At 39.5% G+C, this 18,591-nt stretch carries 18 protein-coding genes; 5 read left to right on the top strand and 13 right to left on the bottom strand.

Annotation, left to right across the window (positions count from 1 at the left end; genetic code table 11):
* The first annotated feature begins 64 nt into the window (after positions 1-64).
* The 4 genes from J4N25_RS09100 to J4N25_RS09085 all read left to right on the top strand — a co-directional run bounded on the left by J4N25_RS09100 (position 65) and on the right by J4N25_RS09085 (position 2,896).
* On the top strand, positions 65-1,270 hold the full coding sequence (locus J4N25_RS09100) for a serine hydrolase domain-containing protein (protein WP_207421881.1): 1,206 nt from the start codon (positions 65-67) through the stop codon (positions 1,268-1,270).
* Positions 1,271-1,472: 202 nt separating this feature from the next.
* The gene (locus J4N25_RS09095) at positions 1,473-1,853 is read left to right on the top strand and encodes a response regulator (RefSeq protein WP_207421880.1); all 381 of its coding nucleotides are present in this window, start codon (positions 1,473-1,475) and stop codon (positions 1,851-1,853) included.
* Positions 1,854-1,899: 46 nt separating this feature from the next.
* Positions 1,900-2,205 carry a YbaB/EbfC family nucleoid-associated protein gene (locus tag J4N25_RS09090; protein WP_207421879.1) on the top strand — a complete coding sequence of 102 codons (306 nt, stop codon included), beginning with the start codon at positions 1,900-1,902 and terminating at the stop codon, positions 2,203-2,205.
* Between the two features lie 10 nt (positions 2,206-2,215).
* The gene (locus J4N25_RS09085; RefSeq protein ID WP_207421878.1) at positions 2,216-2,896 is read left to right on the top strand and encodes a metal-dependent hydrolase; all 681 of its coding nucleotides are present in this window, start codon (positions 2,216-2,218) and stop codon (positions 2,894-2,896) included.
* Here J4N25_RS09085 and J4N25_RS09080 read toward each other — a convergent pair.
* The 6 genes from J4N25_RS09080 to trmB all read right to left on the bottom strand — a co-directional run bounded on the left by J4N25_RS09080 (position 2,893) and on the right by trmB (position 10,266).
* Positions 2,893-4,152, bottom strand: a complete 1,260-nt coding sequence (locus J4N25_RS09080) for a glucose-1-phosphate adenylyltransferase (protein WP_207421877.1) — start codon at positions 4,150-4,152, stop codon at positions 2,893-2,895. The genes J4N25_RS09085 and J4N25_RS09080 overlap by 4 nt on opposite strands.
* Before the next feature lie 5 nt (positions 4,153-4,157).
* Positions 4,158-5,576 (bottom strand): glycogen synthase, encoded by a 1,419-nt coding sequence (locus J4N25_RS09075; protein WP_207421876.1) that lies wholly within the window; start codon positions 5,574-5,576, stop codon positions 4,158-4,160.
* A gap of 146 nt (positions 5,577-5,722) precedes the next feature.
* On the bottom strand, positions 5,723-8,491 hold the full coding sequence (gene polA, locus J4N25_RS09070; protein WP_207422136.1) for a DNA polymerase I: 2,769 nt from the start codon (positions 8,489-8,491) through the stop codon (positions 5,723-5,725).
* A 151-nt stretch (positions 8,492-8,642) separates the two neighbouring features.
* Positions 8,643-9,224, bottom strand: a complete 582-nt coding sequence (locus J4N25_RS09065) for a DNA-3-methyladenine glycosylase I (RefSeq protein WP_207421875.1) — start codon at positions 9,222-9,224, stop codon at positions 8,643-8,645.
* A 56-nt stretch (positions 9,225-9,280) separates the two neighbouring features.
* Positions 9,281-9,616: an MGMT family protein gene (locus tag J4N25_RS09060; RefSeq protein WP_207421874.1), complete on the bottom strand. Its 336-nt coding sequence runs from the start codon at positions 9,614-9,616 to the stop codon at positions 9,281-9,283.
* Positions 9,616-10,266 (bottom strand): tRNA (guanosine(46)-N7)-methyltransferase TrmB, encoded by a 651-nt coding sequence (gene trmB / locus J4N25_RS09055; RefSeq protein ID WP_207421873.1) that lies wholly within the window; start codon positions 10,264-10,266, stop codon positions 9,616-9,618. The genes J4N25_RS09060 and trmB overlap by 1 nt, the downstream gene beginning before the upstream one ends.
* Positions 10,267-10,320: 54 nt before the next feature.
* On the opposite strand from trmB, the gene fcl reads away from it, so the two are divergent.
* Entirely contained in the window at positions 10,321-11,256 is a 936-nt protein-coding gene (gene fcl / locus J4N25_RS09050; RefSeq protein WP_207421872.1) for a GDP-L-fucose synthase, read from the top strand.
* Between the two features lie 118 nt (positions 11,257-11,374).
* On the opposite strand, the gene J4N25_RS09045 is transcribed toward fcl, so the two are convergent.
* The 7 genes from J4N25_RS09045 to J4N25_RS09015 form a co-directional block, all read right to left on the bottom strand.
* Positions 11,375-11,821 (bottom strand): hypothetical protein, encoded by a 447-nt coding sequence (locus J4N25_RS09045; RefSeq protein WP_207421871.1) that lies wholly within the window; start codon positions 11,819-11,821, stop codon positions 11,375-11,377.
* The gene (locus J4N25_RS09040) at positions 11,821-12,186 is read right to left on the bottom strand and encodes a phage holin family protein (RefSeq protein WP_207421870.1); all 366 of its coding nucleotides are present in this window, start codon (positions 12,184-12,186) and stop codon (positions 11,821-11,823) included. The genes J4N25_RS09045 and J4N25_RS09040 overlap by 1 nt, the downstream gene beginning before the upstream one ends.
* 47 nt (positions 12,187-12,233) lie before the next feature.
* Positions 12,234-12,524, bottom strand: coding sequence for a YtxH domain-containing protein (locus J4N25_RS09035; RefSeq protein WP_207421869.1), 291 nt, complete (start codon positions 12,522-12,524; stop codon positions 12,234-12,236).
* 293 nt (positions 12,525-12,817) lie between these two features.
* Entirely contained in the window at positions 12,818-13,861 is a 1,044-nt protein-coding gene (locus J4N25_RS09030) for an AI-2E family transporter (protein WP_207421868.1), read from the bottom strand.
* Between the two features lie 106 nt (positions 13,862-13,967).
* Positions 13,968-14,378 carry a response regulator gene (locus tag J4N25_RS09025; RefSeq protein ID WP_207421867.1) on the bottom strand — a complete coding sequence of 137 codons (411 nt, stop codon included), beginning with the start codon at positions 14,376-14,378 and terminating at the stop codon, positions 13,968-13,970.
* Positions 14,379-14,384: 6 nt separating this feature from the next.
* Positions 14,385-17,156, bottom strand: a complete 2,772-nt coding sequence (locus J4N25_RS09020) for a sensor histidine kinase (protein WP_207421866.1) — start codon at positions 17,154-17,156, stop codon at positions 14,385-14,387.
* Positions 17,156-18,571 carry a sigma-54-dependent transcriptional regulator gene (locus J4N25_RS09015; protein WP_207421865.1) on the bottom strand — a complete coding sequence of 472 codons (1,416 nt, stop codon included), beginning with the start codon at positions 18,569-18,571 and terminating at the stop codon, positions 17,156-17,158. The genes J4N25_RS09020 and J4N25_RS09015 overlap by 1 nt, the downstream gene beginning before the upstream one ends.
* Positions 18,572-18,591: the final 20 nt, after the last annotated feature.

Raw genomic sequence — 18,591 nt, 5'->3', positions numbered from 1 at the left:
TCTTTAAGGGCTCTTAGTGTAATATTTTCTAATTTTCGTCCGGCAAAAGGACTTCAAGAAGTGTATGTTTAAAATTTTCCCAAGGCTATCGTTCCTCGTTCTCGCATCATTATTTTTAACCTCTTGTTCCTCCCGTGAGCAGAAGAGTTCTAAAGTCAGGACTCCGGAAGACGACAAATCAGACAGTTTACTACTGGTATATGACCACAAAAACGCTGATCCGCGTATCCATGCTTTTATGCAAAAGTTACATAAAACCAGAGGATTTAACGGGAACGTGCTGGTGGCTAAAAAAGGAAAAATCCTCTATGAAAATGCAATAGGATGGGCAGACTACCTGCATCGTGATAGCCTGACAACGAGTTCGAGGTTTGAACTGGCTTCAGTAACAAAACCTATGACCGGGATAGCAGTATTGCAACTTGTTGAGCAGGGAAAAATCAAACTAGACCAAGATGTAAAGGATTTTTTTCCCGATTTTCCCTATACAGGTATAACAGTCAGAATGCTCCTGTGCCACAGGTCGGGAATGATGAACTATGTTTACTTTGTGGATGGAATCTTTAGGAAGGAGCATAAAAATCAGAGCAAAGGAATCACAAACCAGGATGTAATGAAGATCATTGCAGAGCGGAAACCTAATCCCTACACAGAACCAAACAGGAAATTTCACTACAACAACTCGAACTACATGGTGCTGGCAGCTATTATTGAAAAAGTTACCGGTAAAAGCTATACGGAATACATGAAAGAAAATGTATTTGATCCGGCTGGTATGAAAAACACTGCGGTCTTGTCAAAAGCCGTTTATGATAAAATTCCAACTGATGTTGTTGGTCATGACAGGACCTGGAGATATTCTGTTGTTCAAAATTTTCTCGATGGCCCGGTTGGAGACAAAGGTATCTATAGTACTATTCAGGATCTCTTACTTTTAGATCACGCCTTAAAAAAAGAACGCCTTTTGAGCAAGGCGTGGCAAGATTCGGCCTATACAGGTCATAACCCAATGGTGAAGGGCCACTTTAATTACGGATATGGCTGGCGGATATTTGAGGGAGATGGGCATAAGGTAGTTTACCACACAGGTTGGTGGCATGGTTTTAGACATATTTATCTAAGGGATTTAACGGAAGACGTAACTATTGTTTTATTAAGTAATCTGACCAATGGAAGTCTTTTGCAACTAGATGAGTTATTTCAAATAGTTGGAATGCCGGTAGTACGAAAATCAGCATACACTGGTGCCGGTGAAACCTCTGAAGATTAAAAAGTGTAGAAATAGTTACTCTTTTTGAGTCATTTTGTTGATTTTTGCCCGCAATAAGACAATCGGCGAAAAAAAGTCAGTTTTTCAAATCCAAGGATAACAAGGTTTGTTGTCAAGACACTCAATTATAATTGAGCGCTAGTAATTGTAAAATAAAAGAGATATTTTAGGACCGCACAAAGGATAAAGGTTTCAACCGGCAATGAGCAAAGTTTTTATAATTGATGACGACCCCATACACCAGCGTATAGCTCAGATCATGATACAGAAACATCAGATCTATGAGGAATATAAGAGCTATACGGAAGCTGGAAAAGCCTTAGAATTTCTCCAGGAAAATGTGCAAAACACAGAGGCCTTGCCTGATGTGATTTTACTTGATTTAAATATGCCAGTTGTAGATGGCTGGGATTTCCTTGAAAAGTTCGACACTTTCAGATCTTCTTTAATAAAAACCATAAAAATTTATATTGTCAGCTCTTCAGTTGACGAGAAAGATATATTACGTTCGCAATCTTACGCGTACGTGCACGGTTTTATTTCAAAACCTCTTTCTCCAGATATTCTTCGTGGTACACGCTAAACTTTTTAAGTTTAGCTCTTGTTATAAAAAAGAAATCTCAATCTTTATGTTTGATAAATTACTCCAGGTACAACAACAGGCCGAGGAAATTAAAAAGCGTCTTGATACTGTTACAGTATCAGGAGAAGCCGAGGCTGGAAAAATAAAGGTAACCTCAACAGGCAACAAAAACATTACCTCTATTACCATCGACGAAAGCTTCCTTAAAGAAGCAGACAAAGAAGAACTTGAAGAACTTTTGGTGGTAGCTGTAAACAAAGCACTGGCACAAGCCGAAAGTGTACATCAATCCGAGATGCAGGCAGCAAGCCAAAATATGTTAGGTAATTTGGGTAATCTTTTTGGAGGATAGCAATTAATCTATGAGAATCACTTATTACGGTCAATCCTGCTTCTTATTCGAGACGGCAGGAAAAAAGGTATTGGTAGATCCTTTCATCACCCCTAACGAATTAGCTAAGCATATTGATGTCAATGCCATTCACCCTGATTTCATACTTGTGTCTCACGGGCATGCCGATCATACAGCTGACCTTGTTGATATAGCTACACGCACCGGAGCTCTTGTTATCTGCTCCTACGAGATAATGGTTTGGCTTAATGGAAAGGGAGTTACGAATGTCCATCCTATGAATTTAGGAGGACAAAGAACTTTTGACTTCGGCAAGTTAAAGATGGTCTTTGCAGCACACTCCAACTCCCTTCCTGATGGAACATACGGAGGAACTGCGGCAGGATTTATTATAGAGACTGAAGACAAAGTATTCTATTATGCAGGAGACACTGCATTGATGCAGGAAATGAAGCTTTTTGGAGACATGTACCGCTTTACAGCTGCATTTTTTCCTATTGGTGACAATTTTACAATGGGCCTTGAAGATGCGATCATAGCATCTAAGTTTATTAAATGCGACACTATCGTTGGGATGCATTACGATACATTTGGCTACATCAAGATAGACAAAGAAGAAGCCCGGACAAAATTTGCTAATGCCGGGCTTCAACTAAAACTTATAGATATTGGTGCTGAAATATCTCTTTAGATAACAGTACCATTTGGTAATACCGCCGATTTCTTGACTACGACAATTCCGCCGCTTACTGTGTACTTGTCGTAGTCTCCATCCTTAAGGTGGGCTCCGCCATTAATTCTTACATCATTTCCGATGTAACAATTTTTATCCAGGATAGCATTTTTGATATAACATCTCTCTCCAACTCCCATAATTGGTGTACCACTATTTTTCGCCGCCTCTAATTGCTCCAGCGTTTGATAATAGTCACTACCCATAATATAGCTGCATTCGATAGTAGTACCCCTGCCAATGCGTGTTCTAATACCTATTACTGAACGTTCAATTCTACTAGCCTGAATGATACAGCCGTCGGCAATAACCGTTTTTTCTAATGTAGTTCCTTGAATTTTAGAAGGAGGAAGCATTCTTGGACGAGAAAAAATGCTTCTTCTATCAAACATGTTAAAGGAAGGAATATCATCTGTAAGACCGAGATTGGCTTCAAAAAATGAAGGGATAGTACCAATATCTGTCCAGTAACCTTCGTACTGATAACTTGTTACTTTTCTTTTTTGAATTGCCTCTGGGATGATCTCTTTTCCAAAGTCCGTATGCGGATCATTTGTTAACGTATCATATATTGCATCTCTATTAAAAATATAGATACCCATTGATGCCTGATAAAGTCTTCCTGCTGCCCTCATCTCAGGACTAACTTCTGATGCCCAATCTTCAAAATCAGACTTAGGCTTTTCAATAAACGCCGTGATATTATCGTTCTCATCAGTCTTCATAATGCCAAATCCCGGAACATCGGCAGCTGTAACAGGAATAGTTGCTACAGATATTTCAGCACCCCTCTCCACGTGCTTCTGTATCATATCATTAAAATCCATCTGATAAAGCTGATCGCCGGATAAAATCAGAACGTGCTCGAACTCAAATGGCGTTAAGTGGTGTAAGCTCTGACGAACGGCATCTGCTGTTCCCTGGAACCAACCAGCATTTGTTGGAGTTTGCTCAGCAGCCAGAATGTCAACGAAGCCTGTACTAAATACGTTAAAATGATACGTATTCTTAATGTGTTTATTCAGAGAAGCTGAATTGAATTGAGTTAGTACAAAAATTCTATCGATTCCTGAATTTAAACAATTTGAGATCGGAATATCAACTAAGCGATATTTTCCTGCAATAGGAACGGCAGGTTTTGATCTTGTTGCAGTAAGCGGAGAAAGGCGTGTTCCCTGCCCTCCACCTAAAATTACGGCGATTACATTGGACATATATGTTATTTTTTAAGGCTATTGTAAAGTTCTATGTATTGGCTTGCCGACTGATGCCAAGAGTAGTCTAACTGCATCATACGCTTACGTAACAAATTCACGCGTTCTGTGTTTTGATATAATTCGATTGCGCGATAAAAAGCTGAATAAATATCTTCGACATCTGCATTGAGGAAACAAATGCCATAGCCGTTCGGCTGAGAGTGATCAATTACGGTATCCTTTAATCCTCCAGTACTTCTTACTATCGGAATTGTGCCGTAGCGTAGGGAGTATAGCTGATTTAAACCACAGGGCTCAACACGGGAAGGCATCACAAGAAAATCTGAACCGGCGTAAATCCTATGAGATAAAGCTTCATTATAACCGATAAAAACGCTGTACTGATTTGAAAAAGAATCTTTAAGTCCCGAGAGCTCATCCTCGATATGGTGCTCCCCTGATCCAAGGATCAAAATATTAACCTGATCCTTGTATGCGGTTAATATCTCTGTAATTGCTTTAGGTAATAAATCGGCCCCCTTTTCCCCTACTAATCGCCCAATAAAAGCAATTAAAGGTTTATTGGCAGCTAAGCCAAACTCCTCTACTATTAACTTTTTATTTTCCTGTTTTTTTGTTGCTACTGTTTCGACGCTGTAATTCACCTTAATCATGGGATCCGTCTCCGGATTCCAGACATCAGTATCAATACCATTTATAATACCTAACCCTTTTGCCTGCTCGGCAAGGAACAAAGGCTCCAACCCGTTCGAGTTCCAGGTTAATTCTTTAAGATAGGTAGGAGACACTGCGGTATAAGCCCAACAATTCTTTACAGCAGCAGCCAGAGGGTTTATACAATTGCTCCAATCTAATAATCCTGTTTTACCCGGTTCAATATCAGGAAGGTAATTAAACTTTTCCCAGCCGATCCAACCCTGATACTGCGCATTGTGAATAGTCAGTACAGTTGGAATATCAGCAAATTGATTATACCGGGTGGAATGTTTGATCAGAAAAGGAACCAGACCGGTATGATGATCGTGACAATGGATCACGTCAGGACGGATAGCAAAAAAGGTCAGCCATTCAAGAAAAGCAAGTTGGAAAGCTACAAATTGCTCTGTTTCATCCGGGTAGGAATATATTTCAGGCCTGTCTAAAAGCCCGGGTATCTTGATCAGATGGAGTGCAAAGCCGAGCTTATCAGTTTTCTCTTTAAGCACCTGAAAAGGCAAGGTTATGCCTGCCATTACAAAATCAGATTCAAGGATAACATCGAACTCGTTCTCCTGTACAAACTTCCTGTCATAGTAAGGCATCACCACGCTAGCATAAATTCCAGCTATTTGCTGATATTTAGGAAGGGCGCTAACCACATCACCTAATCCTCCGACTTTCGCTACAGGGTAACATTCTGCACTTAGATGTATTACGTTCATAATGCCGTTTTATTCGTTTGAAATTTAAGAAAATATATTTCGGGAAAACAAAAAAACCCGCCTTTTTTTGGCGGGTTTTATGTTTTTTGACACTAAATAAGTTACTCCCTCATTTACAAGCGAATAATTTAAAAATTCCTTTTCAATTAGTGGGCTTCGAGCCAGTTGCTGCCTTCTCCAATCTCTACAATGATTGGAACATCTGTCTCAATCGCGGTTTTCATTCGATATTCTATAATTTCTTTTATCTGTTTAACCTCAGATTTTATTACATCGAACACCAACTCATCATGCACCTGCATGGTCATTTTAGATTGGAGCTTCTGCTCACTAATGTCTCTATGAATATTGATCATTGCAATTTTGATCATATCGGCAGCCGATCCCTGAATAGGGGCATTGATTGCATTTCGTTCAGCAAAACCTCTGACTGTTGCGTTAGCCGAATTAATATCCCGTAAGTAACGTCTGCGCCCCATGAGGGTTTGAACGTAACCGTTTTCGCGCGCAAAATTCATCGTATCGCTCATATAAGCCTTGATACCCGAATATTGTCTAAAGTATTGTTCAATAATCTCAGCAGCTTCTTTCCGGGAGATCCCAAGGTTTTGAGATAAGCCAAAAGCAGATTGACCATAGATAATACCGAAGTTTACCGCCTTCGCATTTCTTCGCATTGTCGAATCAACTTCATCTAAAGATTTTCCGTACACCTTCGCTGCAGTAGCGGTATGGATATCCAGCCCTTTTTGAAAAGCCTCAAGCATGGCTTCGTCCCGGCTTATTTGAGCAATTAGTCGCAATTCTATTTGTGAGTAATCGGCTGACAACAATACATGATCTTCATCCCGTGGAATAAATGCACGTCTCACTTCTCTTCCCCTTTCAGTACGAATTGGAATATTCTGAAGGTTTGGATTATTAGAACTTAGTCTTCCGGTAGCAGCTACCGCCTGGTTATATGAGGTGTGGACCCTTCCGGTCTTAGGGTTGATCATTAAGGGCAGAGCATCTACGTAAGTCGACTTCAATTTCTGCATCTGACGAAAATCCAGGATATCTTTTGCAATATCACTTTTGCCAGCAAGTGCTGTTAAAATATCTTCGCCTGTTTGGTATTGCCCGGTTTTTGTCTTCTTTGCCTTAGGGTCTAGCTTCAATTTTTCAAAAAGGACTTCTCCCAGCTGTTTTGGAGAAGCAATATTAAAGCGCACCCCTGCCTTCTCATAAATAGTAAGTTCAAGCTCTTTAACCTCCTTTTCCAGTTGTTGTGAATATTCCCGCAACCCCTCCTTATCAATCCTTACACCTTCCCTCTCCATGTCGGCCAGAACATAGATTAAAGGATTTTCAACATCCTTAGCTAGCTTATCTGCATTAGCTTTAACTAGTGCCGGTTGAAAGACGTTATGAAGTTGCAGAGTTACGTCAGCATCTTCGGCAGCATAATCCTTTATTTTCTGGAGTTCTACATCTCGCATATTTCCCTGATTTTTGCCAGTACCAATAAGGGAGGTTATAGAAACTGGAGTATACCCAAGGAAATTTTCAGCAAGGATATCCATATTATGCCGCGTATCAGGATCAATTAGATAATGAGCAAGCATAGTGTCGAACAGCTCTCCCTGAACCTTAATATTATACCAGTTAAGTACCAGAATATCGTATTTTAGATTCTGACCTATTTTCTTTATTTCGGGATTCTCCAGGAGGGGCTTAAATTCATCTACGATTAAACAACACTCTTCCTGGACAATGGGCATTGGAACATAGTAGGCTTCGCCAGGTTTAATAGAGAAAGACATCCCTACCAATTCGCATGCATTTGCATCCATACAAGTAGTTTCTGTATCAAAGCAAAAAGCTTTTTCCTGCTCAAGCAATGCTATTAATTCCGCTCTTTTTTCTTTAGTATCTACCAAGTGGTACTCGTGCGGCGTATTTTGAATATTTTTAGAAGGAGTAACAGGTTCTATTATAACTTCTGTTTTTACTTCTATTCTTTCAACTGATTGGCCGAACAGATCGGTTTGCTGTCCGTAGCTACCTGTTTTAACTTCGGCAACATTGTATTCTTCTCCGAAAACACGCTTGCCTATTGTTCTGAATTCGAGCTCCGCAAAAAGAGGCTCCAGCTTTTCTCGGCTTGGCGGACTTACTTGTAATGATTCTTCATCTAATTCGACAGGAGCATCAAGAAGAATGGTAGCAAGCTTCTTAGAGATCAGGCCCTGTTCGGCATATTTCTCAACGTTCTCTTTCATCTTTCCCTTCAGCTCATGACTATTAGCGATGATGTTTTCTACGCTACCATATTGTTTTATAAGTGTCTTAGCTGTTTTTTCTCCAATACCCGGTATTCCTGGAATATTATCTACAGCATCACCCCATAGGCCTAAAATATCAATAACCTGTTCAACACGTTCTACCTCCCATTTCGCAAGCACTTCAGGCACCCCTAGTATCTCCATATCATTCCCCATTCGCGCAGGCTTGTATATAAAAATATTATCAGAGACAAGCTGGGCAAAGTCTTTATCTGGGGTCATGCAGAATACTGTAAAACCCACCTGTTCTGCCTTCTTTGCCAGGGTTCCAATAATATCGTCGGCTTCATATCCATCGGATGTTATTACTGGTATATTAAACCCTTCTATCACTTTAATCACATAAGGCATTGCTGCCGAAAGGTCTTCCGGCATTGCTTCCCGATGCGCTTTGTAATCGGTAAAATCAGTATGACGCTCGGTGGGAGCCTCTGTATCAAATACTACTGCTAAATGTGTAGGTTTCTCCTTTTTTAATATTTCCAGCAATGTATTAGTAAATCCCATCACAGCCGAAGTATTTAAACCGTTAGATGTAAACCGGGGGTTTTTACTTAATGCGAAATGTGCTCGGTACATTAAAGCCATTCCGTCGAGAAGAAACAGTTTTTTCTTTGTTTGTTCCACTATCTTTCTTGATTACACAGATTTGCTGTGGTGACACCGCCACTGGCGATTACATGTTGTCAAAGTTAGTAACATCTTTAAGGAAACGATGATGAAGAATAAAATGTATTACTTATTTGAAAGCGCAGGTAGAAATGTGGTCGTTTACCATCCCAACGGCTTGCATAAAGGCGTAACAAATGGTAGTACCAAAAAATTTGAATCCTCGTTTTTTCATGTCCTTGGCTATTCTATCCGATATCTCTGTTCTCGGAGGAACTGCTCCCTGCATTTCTATATTATTAACAAGGGGTTTACCTTCGGGCATGAACGAATATAAATAAGCATCAAAGGAGCCAAATTCCTTCTGTACCTCTAGAAATAACTTTGCATTATTGACTGCAGCGATGATCTTAAGTCTGTTTCTAATTATTCCTGTTTCTTGCATTAGCTGCTCAACATCTTTCTCGGTGAATTTAGAAACCCTTTCAATATCAAAATTGGCAAATGCATTACGATAGCCATCCCGGCGACGCAAAATTGTGATCCAACTTAGTCCTGCCTGAGCAGATTCCAGTATCAGAAACTCAAAAAGAACTTTGTCATCATGGACTTCCTTACCCCATTCCTCATCATGATATTTAACATAGAGAGGGTCTGTGCCACACCAGGAGCAGCGGCTTACCGATAGATTTTCTTGTGATAAATTCGTCATAATAGATTTTGATCGCTAAGATGTAAAACTAATATTTTTAGCAAAAAAGACAAAACCTAAACTTGCAGTTCCTGAGCAGGGTGCCAAAAAAGCTTCTTGAAATCAACAACCTGATCTTCTTCAACCGCCACTCCCTCACTTTCCAGCATTTGTTCCATTAGCTCGGGAGTGGGAAAATGATGCTTGCCACTTAACAATCCATTCCTGTTTACTACACGATGAGCAGGGACAGGGGGGGAAGCACTCCTACAAACATTCATTGCATATCCAACCATTCGAGCAGAACCTTTCATTCCCAAAAACTCTGCAATTGCCCCATATGACGTCACCCTTCCTGCAGGAACCTGCCTAACCACTTCGTAGACTTTATCGAAGAAGGTATCCTTATCCATTAATCGAATGTGAACTTCAAATAGTTGATATTTTTGTCATGGGCAAGGTACTTCTTCTCATAATAGGTTTTAATTGATAACACCTCGTCCACCAGATCTGATTTGTACAAATCTTCCGTTCTTACATGGAGCTTCAATCCCAATTCCTCAATCTTTTCCCGGGTATACTCATGCAAACCGTCATTATCTGTCTTCAGGTGCATAATGCCACCCCTTTCAAGAATGGTCTTATACTTTTGAAGGAAAGCGGGATAGGTTAACCTTTTCTTCTCACGACTCAACTGTGGCTGAGGATCTGGGAAAGTGATCCATATTTCAGAAACCTCTCCGGCTTCAAAGTAATCCAGTATATTTTCTATCTGTATTCGTAAGAATGCTACATTGGCAATATTCTCTTCTAATGCAGTCTTAGCGCCTCGCCAGATCCTGTTACCTTTATAATCAACACCGATGAAATTTTTATCAGGAAATAGTTTTGCGAGATTTACAGTATATTCTCCTTTTCCACATGCTAATTCTAATATTAAAGGTTTATTATTGTGAAAATGATTGATTTTCCAATTACCTTTAAAACTTTTACCTTCGTCTAGTTGTAACACATTAGGAAATGTGTCTACTTCAGCGAAACGCCTTAATTTATCTTTACCCATGATTTAATAAGGCGCAAAAATAAAACTTTAATTTTGGGGCATTAAATACATCACGTGGAAAAAAACGCAAAAATTTATGTAGCAGGTCATCGCGGTATGGTTGGCTCTGCAATTGTAAGAAAACTTGAAAGAGAAGGCTTTACAAATATTATAACCAGGGGCTCGAAAGAGCTGGACCTAAGAAGTCAACAAGCCGTTGCAGATTTTTTTGCGACAGAAAAACCCGATTATGTATTTCTTGCAGCAGCAAAAGTTGGAGGCATCATCGCTAATAACACCTACAGAGGAGAATTCTTGTATGATAATCTTATGATCCAGAACAATATTATTCACAATTCTTATTTGAATAATGTTAAAAAACTAATGTTTCTTGGATCTAGCTGTATTTATCCCAAAATGGCACCTCAGCCATTAAAAGAAGAATATTTGCTGACTGGTACCCTGGAACAAACTAACGAACCATACGCAATTGCAAAGATAGCTGGTATAAAGATGTGTGACGCTTACAGGGACCAGTATGGATGCAATTACGTCTCTGTTATGCCTACCAATCTTTATGGCTACAATGATAATTATCACCCTGAGAATTCTCATGTATTACCTGCCTTGATCCGCAAGTTCCATGAGGCTAAAGAAGAGGGACGCGATAAAGTAACTATCTGGGGAACCGGAAGCCCAATGCGGGAGTTCTTATTTGCGGACGATTTGGCTGATGCTTGCTTCTATTTGATGGAACACTATAATGAAGCAGGCCTGGTAAATATTGGGACAGGAGAGGATGTAACCATTAAAGAACTTGCATTAACTGTGAAAGAAGTAGTTGGCTTTGAAGGAGAACTTGAATTTGACACTTCTAAGCCAGATGGAACACCGAGAAAGCTAATGGATGTTTCTAAACTACATTCATTTGGATGGAAGCATAAAGTGGAATTGAAAGAAGGTATTCAGCTTGCCTATGAAGATTTCCTAACTGCTTTTGTAGAAAGATAATCTGCTGATTAAGGTAAGACTTAAATAAAAAACCGGATCCTCTCGAAAGATCCGGTTTTTTTGTACTTATATAAGGAACCCGTTACTTAAGGTCCTATTTAGATTTCTTTCTCTTGTACTAATAAGTTTCGCTATCTGGAGGAATTCCGTAATCTCTCACAACAACAGGCTTTCCGGCTTTCTGAGCATCTTTCTTCTTGAAAATCCCTGTGACCTTATCGACCAGTCCTGAGATAGTGTGTGAGTTTACCTGCGTAGCGGCCTTCTGTGAAATGAAGGTCATTAATGTTTTCACAATAAACCCCGACTTTTTAAATACCACTCCATTAAGTAGCAATGGAAGTATCACACGGGTTATATTTGTGATAATATCTTGATTCATCAGCTCAGAGGCAAAGGATTGTCTTTTTCCTGTGTCTGATTTAAATAGAGAAGTTACTGCTTTAAATATCTCCTTCGGGCTGCTAAGTTTCTCCTTTAACACCTCCTCCTGCTTGAACTGCTGAACCTTCAAATATTGAACTTCAGCCTGCAATTCTGCTAAACTAACAAAGGCCTTTTCCATTATTTTTTACGTTTAAAGATCCGCTTTATAAGGAAATCGTTTAGGAAGCCGTCTACAATCTTATCTTTTGTAAACAACACAATTAACGTTAAAGCAAGATAAATTAAAGTCATTATTCCAAAACCTGCCGCATAAGAACCTGTAAGCTCTCCCAACCATAAGGCCAGTGCAAATGAAGCAAAAAGAAATGTAAGTATACCAGTAAGAAATACGAAAGTATCAGTAATCAGGTTAGAAGCTACAACTGTTGCTCTTTCAATTGCTGTAAGCCTTATGAGTTCAACACGGGTTGCAATATATTCCTTAATTAGAACGAATATATCTGGCGATGCTTGTTCCTGTTTTTCTTCTGTGGTTTCTGCCATAAACAATTAGGGGTTTAATAAGCTCCGGCTAGTCACCGGAGCCCTGATTAAATTTGTTCTGCAACCGGAGCTTGCTGTTGCTCTGCAGTGCTAAAGCCTTCTTCTGAAGCTGAGTTAAATCTGGTCTTAACTTCATCAACCACTTTTTCTTTAAAAGCAGTTAAATTTTCAATTTCCTCAGCTGCTCTGTCTTTGATGGTGTCACCTAGATTTTTAAGGGCATCATTCAACCTGTCGCGGGTCTCCGATCCTTTGTCTGGTGCGAAAAGGATTCCTAAGGCAGCGCCTGCAGCTACTCCAGCCATTAAGGCTACCAATACTTTTGTATTATCGTTCATGGCGTAAAAATTTAATTGTTTTCTACTCGCGTAATTACCAATTCAATATGCTATAATACAATAAAATCATTTAAACGGTTTGAAGATTTTTTCTGAAAGTTTAATTTGTTTCTTAAAGGCCAGAAAGAATCTCTAAGTAACTTTTATCCTCCGTTTGTGTGTTTCTGCTCATGGAGGTGTTTCTTGGAAGTTTAATTTGTTCTTTAATGAACAAGAAGAACTTTCAAAATACTTTTATCCTGCGCCCGGGGATTTCTGCTTACGGAAGTTTTTCCTGAAAGTATAATTTCTTATCACTCTTCCTCTGCCGCCTTGAGTTTTTCCAACCGCTCAGAAGCCAGTTTACTGGTCTCATAAATTCGTACGGTCAGGATAAAATATGACAACAATAGAGGCCCGAAAACTAATCCCATAATACCAAACACTGGTATTCCAATTATTACCCCAACTACAGTTATAATAGGGTGGATATCACCTACTCTTTTAGCGATCAAAAACCTTATCACGTTGTCAATATTGATAACAAGTACGAAGCCCCAAATAAGCATTCCAATACCACCGCTATTATTGCCATTAGCAATCTCAATCAGCGCTGCCGGAACAAATACTAAGGGCGAACCTAAAACGGGCATAAATGATAGAAAGGTAGAAATTACCCCCCAAAAAATAGGGTCTCTTATTCCAAATATGAAAAAGCCCAGACTAACAAGGGCTCCCTGCACCACAGCAATTAGTCCTTGTCCCAGTACATTTGCATAAGTGGTATTTTTAAGCTCTTCTCCAAAACGGAGCGCATTTTGTTCACGGAACGGGGAATATTTGATAGCCTCTGCTTCAAATTTCTCATGATTGGTAAACATGAAATAAAGCAGGAAATACATAATAACGATACCTAATAATAGGTCAAATGCACTACCAACGATGGTAGGGAACAATTCACCCGCATAGGATGAAGCTCTTTTCATTAGATTGTCTACAAGGTCGGGCTGATGGAACCTCGAACTTATAAAACTATCGATCCTGTTGACCAATATCCTGATCTTTATCTGATCTCTTTCAAATTCAGAGATTTTATTTATGACAAGCAGGCTAAGAACAATAAAAGGTAATACTATTACCAAAAAAGAACTTAGCATAATACTTGAACATGCTACAACACGGTTCCATTTTAACTTCTCAGTGAGGTAAAGATATACCGGTCGAAGAATAGTATACGTAACAACCGTACTTAGCACAGCGCCGGCAATAAATCGGAGTGTATAGAGTATAAAACACCCCAAGACTATAAGGGTAATAAGTAAAATATTGTTGCGCTGCTTATAGTTGAAAACGGGCATTTAGAAAGAGTTAAGCAAAGGTGTAATTTGAAAACTTTTGCTATAACATCTATAGGCCCGTTTTGTTCAATGCAGAACTCGGTCAGGTTTAATAAAAAAGCAAGGCTTACTTAACCCAATTCTCTGAAATAGAATCTGTAATCGCTACCAGCTCAGTAAATGAAGATGGTTTACTAAAAAAGCCCGCGGCTCCCATTTTCAATGCGTTTTCTTCATCTTCCTTCGCCTTTGAAGTTGTTAACACAATCACAGGAATATCCCGAAATATATTTTGCGCCTTTAAATAACTTAAAACTTCAGTGCCATTAGTTTTAGGCATGTTCAGATCTAAAATAAACAGATCTGGAAGAATTGCTGCTTCTTCTTTTGAGAAGTCCTTTAAATAGTTCAAAAGTTCCTCTCCGTTCTCAAAGAAGATTAACATTGCGGCAGATCCACTTTCTGCAAAAGCTTCCTTGATCAAAAGCCTGTCATCTGCATCATCCTCTGCTATTAAAATAACCTTTTCTTTACTCATCTGTTATTACTCTGTAGGGAAAAAGATTCTAAATGTAGCTCCTCTGTTTTCCACTCCTTCTGCTTCTATTATTCCGTTATGATTTTCTACGATTTTCTTACAAATTGCCAGCCCTATCCCCGTTCCTTCATACACATGGCGTGGGTGAAGACGGTGAAAAAGTACAAATATCTTTTCTGAAAACTGGTTTTCGAAACCTATGCCGTTGTCCTTTACCTCAATCTTGCAGTACGTTTTCTTCTCATCTAAACTTTCGTAATCTTTTCCATTTACAAGTTGAGAACAGATCTCAATTTCTAAGGGAAATTCAGGTCGTGAAAATTTTAGTGAGTTTGATATTAAGTTTTGAAAAAGAAGCCTCAATAACGAGGGTGCAACTTTAATGTTATGCTCACATTTAAAGTTTACAACCGCTTGCTGCTTCTCAATTGAAAATTCAAGATCAACCAATACTTGATTTATAGTTTCATCAAGGCTTACTGGCTTAATCTCTTCCCCCGCTCTGCTAATCCGCGAGAAAGTTAATAAATCATCTATCAAAAGTTGCATCCTTTCGGAAGCAGAGTTCATCCTGTTGAGATAATCAACTCCATCCTCCTTCAAGTCTGCCTTGTATTTCATGTTTAACCGTTCACCGAAAGCCCTGATCTTTCTTAAAGGTTCCTGCAAATCATGCGACGCTATATAAGCGAATTGCTCTAAGTCCCGGTTGGAACGATTAAGCTCATTAACCTTAAGCTCAAGACTTTGTTGTGCCACCTTCAGATCGGTAATATCATTCATTACTACCATAATACCAAAAATTGCCCCTCCCGACAAGGATACTGGCGTAAAGGTTATTTTAAAGATCTTGTTATTTATCCTGTGTTCGAGGCTGTTTTCCTGGCCGTCTAAGGCCATATTAAAATATAGTAAGGGCTGTGAGTCTTTATTTTTGAAATATAAATAATGGAAGTTGTGCGCGTTGTGAACCAGATTGTCCGGGTCGATTACTTCTAACGCAGGGCCACCGCTCAGAACTATTTGCAGATCTTTATCAAAAAAGAAAATAGCACTATCAGGTACATTCTTTACAATAGTACGGTAAATACTTTCACTTTGTTCAAGCTTAATAGCTGCTATCTTGAGCGCAGTAATATCCTGTGTATTCCCTAAAACCTTATCTACATCACCAGAAAAGCCCTTTTTAAATTTCCCGTTCAAGGAAAGATATCTAACCTCATTATCAGGTCTTACGATACGATAATCAATGGAAAATTCATCCAAATGGCTTTGTGTATCTGCAAGAGTAGTAACAAATCGCTCCACGTCGCCCGGGTGGATTAAAGTTAGATAAAATCTCAAGTCCAATTCATCCTTCTGAGGTTCTAAGCCGTGAATACGATACATCTCATCTGACCAGAAAAAAGCATTTTTTTCCTGAGACCACTCCCAGCTCCCATTGTGGGAAAGAGCTTCTGCTTCTTTCAACAAGGCCTCGCTTTGCTCTATCTTATAACCAGCTTCTTTAACCTCAGTTAGGTCGAGCATAACCCCTATTAATTTTCTGTCTTCCTTTGAGTAATAGCCCTGACCGAGTATGTAGCGTATTCCCCCATCTGGCCTCACTATTGGAAACTCAACACTGTAGGAACCCTGATTTTCTATGGCAGCACTGATCCTATCCTGAACAAGGCACCTGTAGTCTTCAGAAATCCACTCCCTCCATTTATTGTATTCGGGCTTGAACGAGCCTACTTCAATGCCAAAGATTGCGTACATTTCATCCGACCAGTTAAGCTCGTTGGTTTGAGGATCAAAATTCCAGCTTCCTAAATGAGCAATCCTTTCAGCACTTGCTAACAGGGCTTCTCGTTGCTTAAGTATTTGTTGAGTATGCACACGCTCCCTTACTTGCGCCCTAAGCTGCTTTACTGTAAGCCTCTCCTTATTACTGCTTTCAATATAATTGAGGCCTATACCAAGAAGAGGCATCAGATATTGAACTACCCGCAGAAAATAAGCTGTGTTGAAGAGTATATCGAAATGGTTAACGTGCATAGCCATGACAAGGCTCGACAAAACGGCAGGAATCAAACTTAACCCAAGCAGGTTAGCGAAAAGCGAAGGGAATCTTTTCAGGAAGGTAGGTAAAATAAAAAGACCAAAAAAAAGATAGCTAGCTATTATGAGCAATTCAAAAGGATGCTCAAGTCCGAGGAATTTAAATTCCCATATAAAATTATCTTCCAGTAAATAGGTTGAGAAAATAGCCACAACTAGTCCTAAGACATTGCACACGTGAAATCCAACAAGCCTTGACTTTCGCTTATCAGGATTACGTAGGCCTTTAAGTTGAGAGAAGCTGAAATAAAATGTGGCTCCTAAAATTAGGATGAGATGCAAACAGCGACTTATAAACCATCGGGAATAGGTGGTTGCTTCTTCCGAAGAGGTTTGAAGCGACAGAAAGAAATAAAAAATTTCGTAAGTGCCGACTGCAAGGGACAAGCCTCCAATAACTGTAGTCGACAGCGATCGCTTTACAAAAAAATCTATAAATGATAGGGCTCCGGTGATAAACGCAACTGTTATACCCGAAATCAGCCAGATAGTGAAGAAGATCATCCCAAACCTTACGCCTTCTATTTTAGTGCTGGCGAGATAAGATGACGATCCTTCATTTATAAGAGCGAATGAAACTGCAGCTAAACAGACTGGAATCAATATCCAAAATACAAGAGAAGGTATACCTAGTTTTGATGTAGATACTTCGGATGACGCCGGTCTTACTTTCATTACTCCAGGTTAATAGCTTTCATCTTGTTATAAAGCGTTTTTCTGTCAATATTCAGAATCTTTGCTGCCTTTGTCTTGTTGAAATTCACTTCCTTAAGCACCTTGAGGATCGTTTCATACTCCGCTTCCAGTGCAGCGTCTTTCAAGCCCTTTTTTGGTGACGGCTTACTTTGTATGGTTTCAACTGCGCTTTCTATTGCGGAAGCACGTGCAAACGTAGACAACTCAAGTGGGAGCGCCTTTAATTGGATCTTATTTGTTTCAGTAAGCAGCGTAGCTCTTCTGATCACATTTTTAAGCTCCCGTATATTGCCCGGCCAGTTATAAGTAAGCAAGCATTCTTTTACTTCCTCTGAGAAACCTTCTATGTTTCGATTTAATTCCCTATTAGCTACCTTTAGAAAATTCTCTGCAAAAAGCATAATATCTTTTCCTCTTTGTCGCAGTCCAGGAAGATGAATATTAAACTCATTAAAACGGTGGTACAAGTCCTCCCTGAAACGGCCTTTTTGAATTGCATCAGTAAGATTTTCATTGGTAGCAACGATTATCCGTACATCAAGATCAATTTCCTTTGTACTTCCAATACGTTTTACCTTTCTTTCCTGAACTGTTCTTAAAAGAGCTGCTTGTATATCATAGGAAAGGTTCCCTACTTCGTCCAAAAACAGTGTACCTCCATTAGCCATTTCAAAATGACCTATCTTAGTATAAAGAGCTCCTGTAAACGATCCCTTCTCATGTCCGAAAAACTCACTTCCTGCCAGTTCCTTTGTTAAAGAACCACAGTCCATTGCAATAAAAGGTTTCTCCTTCCTGCTACTTTTCAGGTGAATAGCTTTAGCTACAGATTCCTTGCCGGTTCCACTTTCACCAGTAAGGATCACACTGTAATTTGTTGGAGCAATAACCTCAATCTGCTTTTGCAGCTCTCGGGAAGCAGAATCTTCACCAAGTACAAAATCCTCAGGTAAAGCACTAGAATTAGACACCTTCTCCTTTTTCGGGTTCAGGGCCTGTTCATTTTCATTAGCAAACTTCTTGGATAAAGCCTCCTGAGTTTCCAGGGCCTTGTTAATAGTGTTTAAAATCTCATCCGGATATAAAGGCTTGGTGATGTAGTCATAGGCTCCCATTTTAATAAGCTCTACCGCAAGTTTTATATCAGAATAACCAGTAATGATAATTACTCCGGTAGCCGGATAAGCGGCCTTAATTTTCTTCAGCATCTCCCGCCCATCGGTATCCTCAAGACGGAAATCGCAAAGCACAAGATGAAATTTCTCCTTGGCCAACAATTCGAGGGCTGCATAACCGTGGGTTGCCGTCGCCACTTCAAAACCATTCCGGGTTAAGAACTTCGACAGGAGCAATCCTATATTTATCTCATCATCAACTATTAATATCCTCTTCATATCCTGGGTAACTTGGCAGA

This window comes from Desertivirga brevis (assembly GCF_017355835.1).
This window is presented reverse-complemented; position numbering and strand designations above follow the sequence as displayed.